The organism is Acinetobacter sp. Marseille-Q1618, from assembly GCF_902809855.1.
In the GTDB taxonomy this organism is placed as follows: Bacteria; Pseudomonadota; Gammaproteobacteria; order Pseudomonadales; family Moraxellaceae; genus Acinetobacter.
In genome coordinates this window covers 87,026-102,474 of the sequence record NZ_CADDWJ010000005.1, presented here as the reverse complement: position 1 = coordinate 102,474, position 15,449 = coordinate 87,026, and the positions used below count along the sequence as shown (strand labels likewise).

Annotated in this window: 16 protein-coding genes; 11 read left to right on the top strand and 5 right to left on the bottom strand. The window is 37.2% G+C overall.

Going from position 1 to position 15,449, the window contains the following annotated elements; genetic code table 11:
* Window positions 1-2: 2 nt before the first annotated feature.
* The 4 genes from minD to HUS24_RS16720 all read right to left on the bottom strand — a co-directional run bounded on the left by minD (window position 3) and on the right by HUS24_RS16720 (window position 3,753).
* The gene (minD, locus tag HUS24_RS16735; protein WP_065994257.1) at window positions 3-815 is read right to left on the bottom strand and encodes a septum site-determining protein MinD; all 813 of its coding nucleotides are present in this window, start codon (window positions 813-815) and stop codon (window positions 3-5) included.
* 69 nt (window positions 816-884) lie between these two features.
* Window positions 885-1,616: a septum site-determining protein MinC gene (minC, locus tag HUS24_RS16730; protein ID WP_173913083.1), complete on the bottom strand. Its 732-nt coding sequence runs from the start codon at window positions 1,614-1,616 to the stop codon at window positions 885-887.
* Between the two features lie 140 nt (window positions 1,617-1,756).
* On the bottom strand, window positions 1,757-2,806 hold the full coding sequence (locus tag HUS24_RS16725; protein WP_173913082.1) for a preprotein translocase subunit SecA: 1,050 nt from the start codon (window positions 2,804-2,806) through the stop codon (window positions 1,757-1,759).
* A gap of 29 nt (window positions 2,807-2,835) precedes the next feature.
* The gene (locus HUS24_RS16720) at window positions 2,836-3,753 is read right to left on the bottom strand and encodes an acyltransferase (protein ID WP_173913081.1); all 918 of its coding nucleotides are present in this window, start codon (window positions 3,751-3,753) and stop codon (window positions 2,836-2,838) included.
* 243 nt (window positions 3,754-3,996) lie between these two features.
* Here HUS24_RS16720 and HUS24_RS16715 point away from each other — a divergent pair, with 243 nt between their 5' ends.
* The 10 genes from HUS24_RS16715 (at window position 3,997) to HUS24_RS16670 (ending at window position 14,358) form a co-directional block, all read left to right on the top strand.
* A complete protein-coding gene (locus HUS24_RS16715) occupies window positions 3,997-4,629 on the top strand; it encodes an OmpA family protein (RefSeq protein ID WP_173913080.1) in 633 nt (210 codons plus the stop codon).
* A 151-nt stretch (window positions 4,630-4,780) separates the two neighbouring features.
* Window positions 4,781-6,820: a UvrD-helicase domain-containing protein gene (locus HUS24_RS16710; RefSeq protein WP_173913079.1), complete on the top strand. Its 2,040-nt coding sequence runs from the start codon at window positions 4,781-4,783 to the stop codon at window positions 6,818-6,820.
* 101 nt (window positions 6,821-6,921) lie between these two features.
* Window positions 6,922-7,374 carry a dUTP diphosphatase gene (gene dut, locus HUS24_RS16705; RefSeq protein WP_173913078.1) on the top strand — a complete coding sequence of 151 codons (453 nt, stop codon included), beginning with the start codon at window positions 6,922-6,924 and terminating at the stop codon, window positions 7,372-7,374.
* Between the two features lie 207 nt (window positions 7,375-7,581).
* On the top strand, window positions 7,582-9,009 hold the full coding sequence (locus tag HUS24_RS16700; RefSeq protein ID WP_173913077.1) for a phosphomannomutase/phosphoglucomutase: 1,428 nt from the start codon (window positions 7,582-7,584) through the stop codon (window positions 9,007-9,009).
* A gap of 28 nt (window positions 9,010-9,037) precedes the next feature.
* The gene (gene argB / locus HUS24_RS16695) at window positions 9,038-9,946 is read left to right on the top strand and encodes an acetylglutamate kinase (RefSeq protein ID WP_173913076.1); all 909 of its coding nucleotides are present in this window, start codon (window positions 9,038-9,040) and stop codon (window positions 9,944-9,946) included.
* Window positions 9,947-10,246: 300 nt separating this feature from the next.
* A complete protein-coding gene (locus HUS24_RS16690) occupies window positions 10,247-11,023 on the top strand; it encodes a GNAT family N-acetyltransferase (protein WP_173913075.1) in 777 nt (258 codons plus the stop codon).
* A gap of 99 nt (window positions 11,024-11,122) precedes the next feature.
* The gene (locus HUS24_RS16685; RefSeq protein WP_173913074.1) at window positions 11,123-11,971 is read left to right on the top strand and encodes a class II glutamine amidotransferase; all 849 of its coding nucleotides are present in this window, start codon (window positions 11,123-11,125) and stop codon (window positions 11,969-11,971) included.
* A gap of 370 nt (window positions 11,972-12,341) precedes the next feature.
* A complete protein-coding gene (locus HUS24_RS16680) occupies window positions 12,342-12,797 on the top strand; it encodes a bacteriohemerythrin (RefSeq protein WP_173913073.1) in 456 nt (151 codons plus the stop codon).
* A gap of 137 nt (window positions 12,798-12,934) precedes the next feature.
* A complete protein-coding gene (locus HUS24_RS16675) occupies window positions 12,935-14,014 on the top strand; it encodes a hypothetical protein (RefSeq protein WP_217424368.1) in 1,080 nt (359 codons plus the stop codon).
* Window positions 14,014-14,358 (top strand): RnfH family protein, encoded by a 345-nt coding sequence (locus HUS24_RS16670; RefSeq protein ID WP_173913071.1) that lies wholly within the window; start codon window positions 14,014-14,016, stop codon window positions 14,356-14,358. Before HUS24_RS16675 ends, HUS24_RS16670 begins: the two co-directional genes overlap by 1 nt.
* A gap of 84 nt (window positions 14,359-14,442) precedes the next feature.
* Here the strand turns inward: HUS24_RS16670 and HUS24_RS16665 are convergent, their stop codons facing one another.
* Window positions 14,443-14,841: an outer membrane protein assembly factor BamE gene (locus HUS24_RS16665; RefSeq protein WP_065994227.1), complete on the bottom strand. Its 399-nt coding sequence runs from the start codon at window positions 14,839-14,841 to the stop codon at window positions 14,443-14,445.
* Window positions 14,842-14,953: 112 nt separating this feature from the next.
* Between HUS24_RS16665 and fur the strand changes: the two genes are divergently transcribed.
* Window positions 14,954-15,391, top strand: coding sequence for a ferric iron uptake transcriptional regulator (fur, locus tag HUS24_RS16660; RefSeq protein ID WP_173913070.1), 438 nt, complete (start codon window positions 14,954-14,956; stop codon window positions 15,389-15,391).
* Window positions 15,392-15,449: the final 58 nt, after the last annotated feature.

The window sequence follows — 15,449 nt, the reverse complement described above, 5'->3', positions numbered from 1 at the left end:
TATTACGCTCCAAATAATCTCGCTAACCAACCTTTAGGCTTAACAGTAATATGTCGATATGGACGCTCTTCACCAAGGAAACGTGCGACTAAATCATCATAAGCTTGTCCTGCACTAGCGTCTGTATAAAGAATAACAGGTTTACCTTCATTCGATGCCTGTAACACGCTTGGGCACTCAGGAATCACACCTAAAGTTGGAATACGTAAAATATCTTTAGAAATATCATCAATGGTCAGCATTTCTTGTTTATCAGCACGTTCTGGGTTGAAACGTGTAATACATAAATGTTTACGAACGCGTCCTTCATTGTTTTCGATTTTCTTGGTTTTACTGTCCAGCATACCGATGATACGGTCAGAATCTCGAACTGAAGAAATCTCAGGATTGGTTACAATAATTGCTTCGTCAGCATGGTACATTGCTAAAATCGCACCACGCTCAATGCCTGCTGGCGAGTCACAAATAATATAATCAAACTCTTGTGAAAGCTCATCCATGACACGTGCTACACCTTCATCGGTTAAAGCATCTTTATCACGGGTTTGTGAAGCAGGTAAAATATAAAGATTTTCAATGTCTTTATCACGAATTAAAGCTTGTTGCAGACGTGCTTCATTATTTAAAACATTCACGAAATCATAAACGACACGACGCTCACAACCCATGATCAAGTCTAAGTTTCGTAGACCGACATCAAAATCTATCACAACAGTTTTATGACCACGAAGGGCTAGTCCTGTTGCAAAAGATGCACTTGTTGTAGTTTTACCTACGCCACCTTTGCCTGATGTAACGACAACAATTTTGGCCACCGAATCCACTCCTGTTATGGTCATTCATCCCCTTTGCGAGGGGAGTTTATTATGGTGTTAATTTATACATTAAAATTGCAGAACTGAAAACTCAAGTTCTTGTTGGTCATTCAAGTAAATATGCACAGACTTTTTGATGAATTCCGCTGGAATATCATCTGCTACGCAATATGTTCCCGCGATAGAAACCAATTCAGCTTCTAAGGAATGACAAAAAATTCTTGCTGCAGTATTTCCACCTGCACCTGCAATGACTCTACCACGAACACTGCCATAAATATGTATATTTCCTGAAGCAATCACTTCAGAACCACTATTTATGCCTGCATTCAAAATAATATCGCCATGGTCTTGCACCAAACATTGCCCAGTTCGCAAAATTTCATCATGATATGACGTAATGTGACTCATCGTTGTTTGTTGTTGTGTAACAGTCGATGGCGTATCTGTACTTTGATTTGCATCAGGGGATTTGACTGAGGCTGCGATAGCTTGTTCCTTGGTTGCTTTAATGCGCTGTAAAGGTCGGTCAGCAGGCAATACAGGGAACTGAATGGCACGCGCTTGATCGCCTAATACACCATCAATCACGGCCATTGGTTGTAAATCTAGGCTAATTAAAAGCTGAATGAGTGCAATGAGTTCCTGCTCAACACTACTGTCGAGAATCACCAAAGCCCCTTGGTAAGAGGTTTCTTTCATCATTGCGCTAAGTTGCTGGCGGATGGCATCTTGATCATTTGTATCAAAGGTTAATCGGGTAAAATTAACCATTCTGCCTGTAATCCGTATATCAGCCATAATTATTCCTTAAAGGCTTATCACCTGAAAATTATAAATAAAGTCAAACTGTCAAAACTGCACAAATGCTAGAGCAAAATGAATGATTTCTCTAGCACAGATACAAATATTTGCATTGATTTGTTCAATCTTTGAATTACTTAGTCTTTGCTTTGATCATATTTTTCTAACTCGATCTGCCATTGTTTGATTTTGACTTGTTTACGCAGAGATTCTAGGCTTTCATAAACGGCAGACTCAACTAATTCTTCCAAGGCTTTATTTTCAATATTTAAATGACTGACTTTGTCCGAGATCAAAGTATAAATCTGATTTGGTTGTGTGACTGTGCCTTCGGTCAAAGGATCAATCAAGCCATTGGTAATATTTTCACCTAAACGCTGACCAATGCTTTGAATTTGGTTTTCAATCATGCCACCTGCAATCGGAATTAATCGCAAAAGTTGGGTGAGTTGTGGTGTGTCTTCAATAGCTTGCTTGACGATATGTCCAACATTATCAGCAATTAAGCGTTGTTGAGCTTTCAGCTCTGTGGCTAACGCCTCTTGTAAAATTTCAGCCAAAGCCTGTGCAAACATATCCCGATGATGATCGACTAAATCATGAATAATTTTTTTATGGCTCGAACTATTATCCAGTTCATATTTAATACCATCAATTACCGAAACAACTACGCGATCAGACAGTTCTTCCATAACCACACGATAGTAAAATAAAACCTTTTTCATGATATTGTCAGGAATGACTTTATAACCCAACTCATGTAAACGATAGGCAATAATCCCTGCACGAATTAAACGTAAAAAACGTAAATAAGGAATAATCGCTAATACTTCATACCAATGAATAAATGGAAAAAAGAACCAACGTTGATGATGTTTATAGATGATTGCAACCAGCCAGCGGATGGCGAGCTCAGCCACCAAAAATAAAATAAACCACCCTTCAGTTTTGATCACCCACGGGTGTAAGTCTGATTTATAAAAGGCTAAAACTTCAGGTAAATGAATTTCATCAAAAAATAATTTACCAAAACTACTCATGAGAAATAAATTGGCGCATAGACAAAACAGGTTGAAGACAATAATGCCCATCATAAAAATGTCATACACTAAAAAGAGTTTCCAGCCCAAAGTATTGTGATTTTCTGGACGAATAGTCTTTTTCTTTGCTGCAACCTGTTCTGTCATAACGATCCTTGTATTTATGGTGTTATTTTTTAGTGTTGATATTTTTGTTTCATTGTGGTAATGAGTTGATCTTTATCTTGCCATAATTCATCTACCCATTTTTGAAACTTAGCACGATACTCAGCATCTTCTTCATAATCGCCACCCAACACCCAAGTAGGAATTTCTATTTTACGCAGATTAACCGCAATACGTGGCACTTCACCCAACCAAAATTCACCATAACCCGGTGCGCCATCAGGATAGACGATGGTCATGTCAACCAAAGCATCAATTTGATCTCCTAAGATATTCAAAGCCAAAGCCAAACCACCTGCTTTAGGTTTTAATAAGTTTTTAAATGGAGATTGTTGCTGCTGATGTTTCTCTGGAGTAAAGCGTGTGCCTTCTAAATAATTTAATAAGGTGAACGGTTGACTCAATAATTGTTCACATGCCTTACGAGCTTCAGCCATATCTTGGTGTTTTAAAGCAGGATTTTTTTCAATCTGTGCTTTACTATGGCGCTTCATCATTGGGAAGCCTAAAATTTTAAAGGCTTGCCCGACAAATGGAATAAAAATAAGTTCCCACTTGGTAAAGAAGCGGGTAAGTGGCATACGGGTTAAACCAAAATATTGATTGACTGTGGTATCCACCCAACTTTGATGATTACAGGTCATTAGATAACGACCTTGCATATTGAGGTCGAGATCGTCATCTACAGAAATATCCCACTGAGTTTCTGGTAATATGTGATCAATTAACCAATTATTCACACTTAACCAACTATTGGTAATTTGAATGTTGGTTTCATCGACTTTCTTGGATTTTTTAAATAACTTGGTTAAACCTAGCGCAAGTACTGGTGGGCCATGAAAAAAAGTACTTCCTGTAATCACAGAACCCACAGTTAAGCCTTTGCTTATTTTTTTTAAAAAAGGTTGTTTCTGTTGTTGAGATGACATAAAAAAGTCCTAGAAAAGAGTTTTATTTGTACATTAGGTACCCTAAATATAGACCTTGTTCATGCAATTAAAAAGTCCGAATCCTGAACTATGTATAAATTATGATGAACTACGCTGAAAATACTCGCTTATTTATTTCAAAATGTAACGAATTGCGATATTTTTAACAAAATGTCAATGGTTTAAACGCATGATTTAAATCATTATGATGGCATAGAAAAACACAAACCTTGGAGGCATGTAATGCGTGCACTTGTAATCTCAGCTGTAGTAGGGGCTTTGGCACTTTCAGGTTGCCAAAACATGGAATATGATAAAGCAGCCATTGGTACTGGCTTAGGCGCATTATTAGGCGCTGGTATTGCTTACTCAAATGCCGACAAAGATAAAATGGGTCAAGCTGCTGCAATTGGTGCAGTGGTAGGTGCTGGCGCTGGTGCACTTCTTGACCAAAAAGAAAAACGTTTACGCCAAGAACTTGCTGGTACAGGTGTTGATGTAAACCGTAACCAAGATGGTTCGATTAACATGGTAATGCCAAGTGTAACTTTCGCAACCAACTCTGCATCAATTCAACCTCGATTCCAATCTGCGTTAAATGATGTTGCACGTGTGTTAGCGGAAGGTGGTACTGCTGGTAAATTAGCACTTGTTATTCATGGTCATACAGATAACACAGGTAATGATTCAATCAACATTCCATTGTCTCAAAACCGTGCTAATTCAGTATTGAATTATCTAGCAGGTCAAGGAATTTCAGCTTCTCGTATGACTGCACGTGGTTATGGTTCAACTTCTCCAATCGCTGATAACTCAACAGCTGCGGGTCGTGAACAAAACCGCCGTGTAGAAATCACAGTGTATGAAACTAAATAATTTTAATCATTAATTCATTATTAAGCGGATTTAAGAAACCACCTTCGGGTGGTTTTTTTATTTGTTAAAAAGCTGGGAAAATGTCATGAAAAATTAGGCAAGACTTGTTTTGATGACTATAATCGAGCTCGAAGTTTTTAGAGGATGAACAATGTCAAAAGCAAGTCAGTTGAACGACAAGCAACTTGAAGCCATGAAATATACTCAAGGACCCTTGTTAGTACTTGCAGGGGCAGGTTCAGGCAAAACTTCAGTGATTACTCGTAAAATTGCCTATTTGGTACAACAATGTGGTATTCCTGCACATCGTATCACTGCAATGACATTTACCAATAAAGCTGCACGTGAAATGAAAGAACGTGTGAGCAAATTACTTGGTAAAGAAGAAGGCAAAGGACTTTCAGTTTCAACCTTCCATACTTTTGGCTTAAATCTATTACGTTTAGAATTAAAACATACTCCATTAAAAAATAATTTTTCGATATTAGATGCAGATGACTGTAAACGTATTCTGATGGATTTAATGCATCGTGATAATTTATCAGGTGCAGAAAGCAAAGATTTAATTGCTAAAGCCATGAAGAAAATTTCAGATTGGAAAAATGATCTGATTTTGCCTGAGCAAGCACATAATACGTGTGAAACGACAGAAGATGTGCAGTTTGCACATTTATATCAACTCTATGAACGTAATCTACGTGCTTATAATGCAGTCGATTTTGATGATTTGATCGTGATGCCAACACGTCTGTTACAAGAAAATGCTGAAGTGCGTGACCGTTGGCAAAATCGTGTCCGCTATTTATTGGTGGATGAATATCAAGATACCAACACCGCACAATATATTTTGGTGAAATTATTAGTGGGTGTGATGGGGCAGTTCACCGCAGTTGGTGATGATGACCAATCTATTTATGCATGGCGTGGTGCAAAGCCTGAAAATATGGCACTGCTCAAAGAAGATTTTCATAATTTAAAAGTCATTAAGCTTGAGCAAAATTACCGTTCAACCAGTCGTATTTTAAAAGCGGCAAACCATGTAATTGACAATAATCCACATATTTTTGATAAAAAACTGTGGAGTGACAAAGGGCATGGTGAAGTGATTCGTGTGATTACTTGCCGAAATGATGATGATGAGTCTGAGCGTGTGGTGAAGGATTTACTGACACATAAACTCATGAATGGGAAAAATTGGAAAGATTATGCGGTGCTGTATCGTGGAAATTTCCAAGCCCGCGTCCTAGAGACGCAACTGCGTCAAATGCAAATCCCGTATAAGTTATCAGGTGGTCAGTCTTTCTTCGCACGCGCTGAAATCAAAGACATCATGAGTTATTTACGTGTCATTATTAACCCTGAAGATGACAGCGCTTTTTTACGTATTATCAATACACCAAAACGTGCGATTGGTCCTGTTACACTCGAAAAATTGGGTTTATTTGCTCAAGAAAATCATTTATCACTTTTAGCTGCTGCAAGTGATCAGCGTTTAAGCATGGTCATGCCGAAGAAAGCAACCACTCAACTGGCTGAGTTTGCAGATTTTATTGCTAATTTTACCCGTGAATTGTTAGATGATGATGAGCCTGTACCGAAAATTCGTCAGATGATGATGGAAGCAGGATATATTGATTATTTACGTGAAACGGCAGCCACACCTGCACAAGAAAAGACCAAATTGGATAATGTAGAAATGCTGTATAGCAGTATCCAAAGTTTGATCAATCGTGCTGAAGATGTCGATGAAAAAAATATCGAAAGCGTCATTCGTAAAATGGTGTTGCTCGATATGTTGGAGCAACAACAGGAAGAAGAGGACATCGACAAAGTTAACTTGCTAACTTTGCATGCATCGAAAGGGTTGGAGTTTCCATTTGTTTATATCATGGGCTTAGAGGAAGAGTTGCTTCCACATAAAAACTCGATTGCAGCGGAAACCATCGAAGAAGAACGCCGTTTGATGTATGTGGGGATTACCCGAGCACAACAAGGGCTGACATTGACGCTTGCTGAACAACGTAAAAATGGTGGGCAAATGAAGCAAATGACGCCAAGTCGCTTCTTAGATGAATTGCCACAAGATGAGTTGGATTGGCTAGGTCGTAAGAAAAAACTGGCTGAAAATGTTGATCCGAAACAACAAGCGCAACATTATTTGCAAAATTTAAAAGCATTGTTAAAGCGCTAGTGTCTGAAAATATTTTTATTTAAAGCGTTGTTCTTTTGTATTTATATGCAAAAGAATAGCGCTGATGACTTTTTCTATTTGATTGAATATAGGATTTTAATATGAAAGTTCAAGTAAAAATACTTGATTCACGTCTAGGTCAAGAATGGCCAATGCCTACCTACGCAACCACAGGTTCAGCAGGTTTAGATCTTCGTGCATGTGTTGAACAAGCAACACAAATTGAGCCTGGACAAACAGTTTTAGTAAAAACAGGCTTGGCAATTTATATCCAAGACCCAAGTTTTGCAGGTTTAGTGCTACCTCGTTCAGGTTTAGGGCATAAACATGGGATTGTTTTAGGTAACTTAGTCGGTTTGATTGATTCAGACTATCAAGGTGAGTTAATGGTATCTGTATGGAACCGTGGACAAACTACATTTACCTTAGAGCCAGGTGAGCGTTTAGCACAGTATGTACTGGTTCCTGTGGTTCAGGCTGAATTTGATCTTGTAAATGAATTTGAAGCAACTGCGCGTGGTGCAGGGGGCTTTGGACATACAGGTAAAAATTAAGACATTATTTTTAAATAAAAAGTCCGTTTATCGGGCTTTTTTAAATTTCTACAATAATGTAACTAAAATTATATTTAAAATAAGACATAATGTTACATATAGTGTGAATACAATTTTAATAGAATTGACTGATATCCTGAAAATATTAATTTGAGATTGCTCCAAGACTGGCAATTTAGAGGGATAAAGTCATTAGAAGTATTGCTTATGATAAATTCCTTAGAATTTCCACATCATATCTTTCGGGCGTATGATATTCGTGGAAAAGTAGAGCTATTGAAACCAGAATTGATTTATTGCATCGCACACGCATTAGTCAATCAATACCGACAACAGCAACAAGACCAAATTGTAATTGGGTATGATGCACGCTTGACCAGTCCGATTTTTGCTAAAATTATTGAAAATGTATTTTTACAACATGATTTTAAAGTCATTTCGATAGGCTGTTGTTCATCACCGCAAATGTATTTTGCGGCACGAAAAGCGCAAGGCAATGGCATCATTGTCACAGCAAGTCACAATCCCAAAACAGACAATGGTATTAAATGGATCATTAATGCTGAGCCACCATGCCCAGATATGATTCAAGCGATCGGAAATAATGCTGAACAATTATTATCCCAACATCAGTTAAATGTTGCCTTACCAAGCGTCAAACATGAGATTAAAGCCGAGTTTTGTACCGCATATCAAACTGCGATATTGCGAGATATTTATTTAAAACGTCCGCTGAAAGTGGTCATTGATGGTTTAAATGGTTCGGCAGGCTTTTGCTCACACATTATTCTTAAAAAATTAGGCTGTGAAGTGATTGCCTTACGCTGTAATGCCGATGGGAATTTCCCTGACCATGCGCCTGATCCATCTCAAGCAACGCATTTAGAACTATTACGTCAGAATATTTTAAATCATGAAGCTGATCTAGGCATTGCATTGGATGGTGATGGCGATCGTGTCGTTATTTTAGATGAAAATGCGCATATTATTTCTGCCGATCGTTTGATGGCATTGTTTGCACAAATTTGTTTGCATGCAAATCCACACAGAGAAGTGGTATTTGATGTGAAATGTTCTTCAATGGTACGTCAAACCATTGAAAACCTTGGTGGAAAAGCCACCATGATCCGTACAGGCAGCAGTTTTCTACGCAAATATTTAACCAAATCCAAAGGACAGGCTGTATTTGGCGGTGAATACGCAGGGCATTATGTCTTTAATGATGGACGTGGTTTAGGCTATGACGATGGTTTATATGCAGCTTTAAGAGTGATGGAATATTTATGTGAATTGCCAACAGGCATGACTTTATCGCAAGTTTTGTCTGCATATCCTGAGCGTTGTTATACCGAAGATACTTATATCAGTACTCACAGCACCAACCCGAAAACTGTCTTGAGTGAAATCGAACAGCTCAGTACAGGCTATGGTGCAGAATTAATAAAAATAGATGGTATTCGACTTGATTTTGATCATGGTTTTGGCATTATTCGAGCATCAAATACAGGTGAGTTTTTTACAGTCCGTTTTGATGCAGATTGTCCATCACGTTTAGATGAAATTCGACGAACATTTGCGTCTATGTTGCACGATCATTATCCTATGATCGCTCAAGATATTTTGAAAGCTCATTAATTACCATTTTCTGAAGGGGAGAGGCGTAATGCCACATCAACATACTGGCACTGACAAAGCGCAAATTTTGACAGAAGCTTTACCGTATATCCAACGCTTTTCAGGTAAAACGCTAGTAGTAAAATATGGTGGCAATGCGATGACTGATCCAGCTTTGGAAAGTTCATTTGCCCGTGACATCGTGTTGTTAAAAACAGTGGGCATTAACCCGATTGTGGTCCATGGTGGTGGCCCACAAGTGGATTCATTCTTAAAACAACTTGGTCGTGAATCTGACCGTATTGATGGAATGCGTGTCACTGATCCAGCAACGATGGAAGTTGTGGAAATGGTGTTGGGTGGTAGTGTTAATAAATCCATTGTGAATTTGATCAATAAACATGGTGGTCGTGCCATTGGTTTGACAGGTAAAGACGGTAATTTATTACGTGCTAAAAAATTGTTGATGGAAAAAGTCCAAGACGACGGTTCTGTTCAACACATTGATCTTGGTTTGGTTGGTGAAGTCACTGGGGTTAAAACGGATGTGTTGGAAATGTTTACCCAAAGTGATTTTATTCCTGTGATTGCACCTTTGGGTGTAGATGAAGATGGTAAAACTTATAACATCAATGCAGACCTAGTTGCTGGTAAAGTTGCTGAAGCCTTGGGTGCAGAAAAACTGATTTTACTCACCAATATCACAGGTGTTTTGGATGAAAATAAAAACCTTTTGACAGGTTTATCGACTCAAGAAGTTGATCATCTGATCGAAACTGGGGTGATTTATGGCGGCATGATTCCAAAAGTTGGTTGTGCTTTGGATGCTGTAAAAGGTGGTGTGGTCAGTGCGCACATTGTCGATGGTCGTGTTCCACATGCAACATTGCTGGAAATTTTTACAGATCATGGCGTGGGCACATTGATTACCAATCGCGCAAAATCTATTGCTGCGTAAAATATAATACATGTGCAAGAAGAAAAGTCTGCCTTGTGCAGGCTTTTTTAATTTTCAACAAAAACTGTTTGTTTTATAAGTAGAAAATAAAGTCACTGATTTAAAAAATAATTTTCAATGCGTCATTTTTAAGGCTAAATGTTTCACTGGTTTAGGGTAAAAATTAATCAAAATAAAATACAAGCCATTTATTTTACTGAACAATATTTTTATACATGTGTTTTTTAATGTTCATAAATTAGTCATGTGTTTGTCATTTAGATTCTCTAGTGTGATGAAAGGCACAAGGAGTTCTAAATTATGTTAGCAAAATTAAATCAATATAGACAAAACATTAGTTTTCCATTAACACGTCCTAAAAAACCACAAACCCAATATAAATTTGAATGGGCAGAAGACATTAAGCAACTTAAAGAAATTCAAAAGTTTCGTGCAGTACAGTTCTCAGAGCAATTTGGTATTCAGTTCGAAAATGGTTTAGATCAAGACTTATATGATTTAGATTGTCATCATGCAGTGTTGCGTGATAAGTGGAGCAATGAAATAGTTGCTTATACCCGTTTAAAACTGATTCAGGGCTACGATTTAGCAAACAGTTATAGCGCTCAAGAGTTTGATGTTTCTCAATTTTCTCATTTAAATAATATTGTGGAAATTGGTCGTACCTGTGTTCATCCACGTTATCGTAGTGGTAAGGCATTGTCGATTTTGTGGTTACATTTAGTTCCAATGGTGTTATGGAAGATGAAAGCCAAACATCTAATGGGCTGTGTGAGTATTCGTTTAGAAGACAATAAAGCACGTGCCTATTACACACACCAATTCATTAAAAAACTCAATAAAAACCAAACGATTGATGTGCCTGCAAAACCGAGTTATGAGCCAACTCATCCTGAGTTTAGCTTTGCGCAAGATGAGCGTATTCCAAAATTGTTTGACGTATATTTGAAAATGAAAGCACGCTTGTCACAACAGGCTTATCATGATGAACAATTTAACTGTTTAGATTATTTTGTATTTTTAGATGTCAATGAAATTGCAAAAAACTTCGTCCTGAATAAAATGGTCAGCCGTTAAAATCAGTAAAACACATTTCGTTTGTAAATATTCAGATTTGCAAGCGAAGTGTGACTCATGCACAATGTTCACATCATGCTAATGTTGTAATGAATGATTATGTGCCAATTACTTGGAATGAACTGCGCAACACCGACAGATATTACTTTTTCTTTCCGTGGATTTTCACAACGGGCAGGGATTACTTCTGATCATTCAGATGGTTTTGGCATTGCATTTTTTGAAGATAAAGCATGCCGTTTATTTGTCGATAATCAGTCCGCAGTTGAGTCTCCGATTGCAGAGTTGGTGCGTAATTATCCAATCAAGTCAAGAAATGTCATTGCACATATTCGTAAAGCAACACAAGGTAAAATCACGCTAGAAAATTCACATCCTTTTGTTCGTGAGCTATGGGGTAGACAGTGGATTTTTGCGCATAATGGTGATTTACATGATTTTAATCCACGACTTTCAGGACGTTTTACCCCTGTAGGTAACACAGATAGTGAATTATCATTTTGTTATTTACTGGATAAACTCGTAGAAAAATTTGGTTATCATGAACCATCTTTAAACGAGGTTTTTACCGCCCTAAAAGAAATTTCTCCGCAAATTGCAGAACATGGCACATTTAATTTTTGTTTGTCGAACGGACAAGCGCTTTTTAGTTATGCAACTACAAAACTCCATTGGATTGTGCGTGAATATCCATTTCAACATGCCAGTTTGATTGATTTAGATGTAGAGGTGGATTTTAGTGAAGTCACCACGCCTGAAGATCGAGTGGCAGTAATTACCACTGAACCATTAACCAATAATGAAGTGTGGCATGCTTATCAGGCGGGTGAAATGATTTTATTTCAGCATGGAAAACCAATCAAGCAAGCCATGACAGTGGTAGAGCGTTTACAACGTGAAGCAGAAGATCCGAGTTTAAAACGTGTGACAAAAGCTGATCAATATTAAAATAACTTTAAAAGTATATGTAGTCTATATTTGAATAGAGATGTATTTTATATATACTTTTAAATGAGTTTAATAAAATAAACATAATAAATTGAATGGCTTTATTTTATATTTAAAATTCACATGTTTATGAGTTATTTTTAATAAATATTCTAAATATTTTGCATCACTTAAAACATTAAATTGGTTAAAAAATACTTTACTCTTTTGGTTGGTCTATTTATTTATCGTTCTATAAAACAATAGATTATATTTTTTTGTCAAACAATTATCTAAATCCGACTAAAATGCTTCATTTTTATTTTTTTGTTTCACGCTTATCATAAAGACGCTAAGTAGATATATTTTCTAAGTTATATGGGGTGTTGGTATGAGTATGAAGTGGCTTCCTGAATATAATACAGGAATCGAAGTTATTGATGATCAACACAAACGAATTTTAGATTATATTAATGATTTACAAAATATCGATGTGATTTCTGACCGTGCAAAAATCAAAGACGTTTTAGATAATATCATTGATTATACGCAATCTCATTTTACTTTCGAAGAAAGCTTACAAGAAGAAGCGAACTATAAATATCAAGTGCCACATAAACGTGTACATGATTTATTTATTAAACGTATCGAAGGCTATCGTAAAGATTTTGAAGCGGGAAAATCCATCGAAAATGAATTAAGTGAAGTTTTGGCAAAATGGCTAATTAATCACATTCAACACGATGATGCTGACTATGTCGGTGCTGTGAAACAAAATATGATTGGAATTATTCATGAAAATGAAAAGAAAAAAGGAAAGAATTGGTTCCGACGCTTTTTCTCTTAACACATAATAAGAATGAAAAATAATAACGAAGAAACTTACTAGCGCAGCAAACCATAACTGGTTTGCTTTTTTTTGTCTATTCTTTGATTTTCAGTGTCGACAAAGGCAAAATAGCAACACTTATTATGAAACACCTCATGCAGGATTATTCTATGTCACGATGGTTATCGCCGCTCATGGCATTTTGTTTGTCATTTATGATTATTGTCGGTTTAGCACCGAGTTTAGGTATTCAGGTTGATCGACAAATTGATTTTTGGTTGTTGTGGTTAGCAACAATGCTAATTTTGGCATTGCCAATTACGTATTTAGAAATTGCTTTAGCAAAACGTTCAAAACAAAGTCCGCTTGCAGCATTGGGCAGTTTGACCCGTGATGCTGATGCTTCACAAAAATGGCGTATTGTGGGGTGGTTCTCTGTTGTATTTATTCCATTTCTTGCAGGTGCAATTTTAGCAAATATCACATCGAGCACCTCACAATTTAGTCAGATCGGATTACAGGCAAATCTGTTTTTTGTAATTTGTGCTGTGGTTGCGTTTGGGTTGTCATTTTTATCTCGCCAAATTTTAGTTTTACTGACAGCGTTGGGTGTGATTGCTTCTGTGTTGATTGCGAATGTATTTGGTACCTCCCTACAACCGTGGCATGTCACGCCAGTTGAGTTTAAAGAATGGGGCAATGCAACGATTCTTGCACTTGTGGCGAGTGGATTGGGTTTAGGTTTGTATTGGCAAACCAACACGCTACATGCCAAAGAAACGAAAGCGACTAGCTCTGTATTACCGATTTGGTTAGCACAACTCATCGCTGTGATTGCATTTGGTTTCTTTGCTATCACTGCACAAATTCCTGCATTTGCGCTGATTTTTGCTGCGATTGTAAGTGCTGCGTTATTGTTACAGCTTGCTAAAGAACAGCTAAGTCAACGTCAAATTGCACCTGTTGTACAATTTGCGATCTTATTGGTGGCATTATTTGTTTGGGCAATTCCAAATATCGCAGCAATTTTCAATCCGATTTTGATGTTATGGGGCTTAGTGATTTGTTTGATCTACGCTATTTTTGTAGGTTGGATCATGAAAATTAGTCACTTGCGTAAAGCTATGAATTTTAGCAGTGAAGCTTTTTATAATATCTGGCGTATTGCGGTGCGTATCGTGACACCTTTGGCGATTGTACTGGCAATGATTGCATTTGTTGGACAGTTGTTCTAATGGCTGAGCTCAATCAAACCCATGCAGCAAAAGTTTGGGTTGCTTATGCAACCCCAAGCCAACAGTTTCATATTGCAGTGACTTTCGAAGAGGGCATGACGGCTTTAGATGCGATTGTAAAAAGTGGAATCCAAGCACAAATCGAATTACCTGAAAAATATCAATTGGGTATTTTTGGTATCAAAATCACTGATCAAAACCAGCAATTAAAAGCAGGGGATCGAGTTGAAATTTATCGTGCGCTGACCATTAACCCGAAAGACATTCGCCGTAATCGTGCCAAAGCCAATCCAGTTGGACGTTATTGTCGTGGAAATCGCTATCGTCAGTTATTATCTAAATAAGCAAATCTTGTGCTCATCGCTTTAAACTATGCGCTTGATCATAAAAAACCCCTAATAAAGGGGTTTCTTTTTGTTTGAAAGTGTCTATAGTGGTGGCGCATTCAAAATTGCTTCTTTGGAAGCAGGTAAGCCTGGTTGAGTTTCAGGTATGGTTTCTAAGCCTTCTATTTTGTTTACGATGCCTGCGTTGTCAAAATAGATTTTTAAATGCTGACCATGTGCCGCTGGAATCTTGGCTTTTTTAGCATAAGTTCCTGGGATATAGTTATACAGGTAATCCCAACGTAACGGATTTAATGGATCTGTCACAGTTGGACTACCGAGTAAAAAGCGAACTTGTTGATAATTCATACCAACCTGAACTTTTGAGGCTTGTGCTTGGGTCAGTGGTGTTCCTTGAGGGATGTCTACTTTATACACACCGAATACCGAACACCCACCAAGTAAAGAAGCGACGAATAACGTCAGCATGATTTTTTGCATTTTGCTACACTATCCCAAATTAATTATGATGCAATTGATCGATGGATAGATCATACTGCATCTCAACTCTGTTGCATATTCCAACTTAAAATTTGTTAAGAGACCTTTGTATATGGCTATTTCAAATCAAGATTTACGCAAAGCTGGACTTAAAGTTACCCTACCACGAATCAAGATTTTGGAATTATTAGAAAATTCAAGACAACATCACTTGAGCGCGGAAGACATTTATAAAACATTACTAGAACAAGGTGAAGATGTTGGTCTAGCAACCGTATATCGTGTGTTAACACAGTTTGAGGCGGCTGGCATTATTCAGCGTCATCATTTTGAAAATAACCATTCAGTTTTTGAAATTATGCAAGAAGATCATCATGACCATCTTGTATGTCAAAATTGTAATAAAGTCATTGAATTTACAAATGATATTATTGAACATGAGCAGCATAAAGTGGCTGAACAATACGGTTTCAATTTAACAGGTCATTCATTAAATCTTTATGGTTATTGTGATGAGCCAGAGTGCCAAGATGCATTTCGTAAGAAATAAGATCACATAAATACAACAAATTAAAAAAAGAGCAAATTTAAATTTGCTCTTTTTTTGT

Excerpts from the sequence above, each read along its gene's own strand:
- minC (WP_173913083.1), bottom strand. The coding sequence starts at position 1,616 with ATGGCTGATATACGGATTACAGGCAGAATGGTTAATTTTACCCGATTA.
- HUS24_RS16725 (WP_173913082.1), bottom strand. The coding sequence starts at position 2,806 with ATGACAGAACAGGTTGCAGCAAAGAAAAAGACTATTCGTCCAGAAAAT.
- HUS24_RS16720 (WP_173913081.1), bottom strand. The coding sequence starts at position 3,753 with ATGTCATCTCAACAACAGAAACAACCTTTTTTAAAAAAAATAAGCAAA.
- HUS24_RS16715 (WP_173913080.1), top strand. The coding sequence starts at position 3,997 with ATGCGTGCACTTGTAATCTCAGCTGTAGTAGGGGCTTTGGCACTTTCA.
- HUS24_RS16710 (WP_173913079.1), top strand. The coding sequence starts at position 4,781 with ATGTCAAAAGCAAGTCAGTTGAACGACAAGCAACTTGAAGCCATGAAA.
- dut (WP_173913078.1), top strand. The coding sequence starts at position 6,922 with ATGAAAGTTCAAGTAAAAATACTTGATTCACGTCTAGGTCAAGAATGG.
- HUS24_RS16700 (WP_173913077.1), top strand. The coding sequence starts at position 7,582 with ATGATAAATTCCTTAGAATTTCCACATCATATCTTTCGGGCGTATGAT.
- argB (WP_173913076.1), top strand. The coding sequence starts at position 9,038 with ATGCCACATCAACATACTGGCACTGACAAAGCGCAAATTTTGACAGAA.
- HUS24_RS16690 (WP_173913075.1), top strand. The coding sequence starts at position 10,247 with ATGTTAGCAAAATTAAATCAATATAGACAAAACATTAGTTTTCCATTA.
- HUS24_RS16685 (WP_173913074.1), top strand. The coding sequence starts at position 11,123 with ATGTGCCAATTACTTGGAATGAACTGCGCAACACCGACAGATATTACT.
- HUS24_RS16680 (WP_173913073.1), top strand. The coding sequence starts at position 12,342 with ATGAGTATGAAGTGGCTTCCTGAATATAATACAGGAATCGAAGTTATT.
- HUS24_RS16675 (WP_217424368.1), top strand. The coding sequence starts at position 12,935 with ATGCAGGATTATTCTATGTCACGATGGTTATCGCCGCTCATGGCATTT.
- HUS24_RS16670 (WP_173913071.1), top strand. The coding sequence starts at position 14,014 with ATGGCTGAGCTCAATCAAACCCATGCAGCAAAAGTTTGGGTTGCTTAT.
- HUS24_RS16665 (WP_065994227.1), bottom strand. The coding sequence starts at position 14,841 with ATGCAAAAAATCATGCTGACGTTATTCGTCGCTTCTTTACTTGGTGGG.
- fur (WP_173913070.1), top strand. The coding sequence starts at position 14,954 with ATGGCTATTTCAAATCAAGATTTACGCAAAGCTGGACTTAAAGTTACC.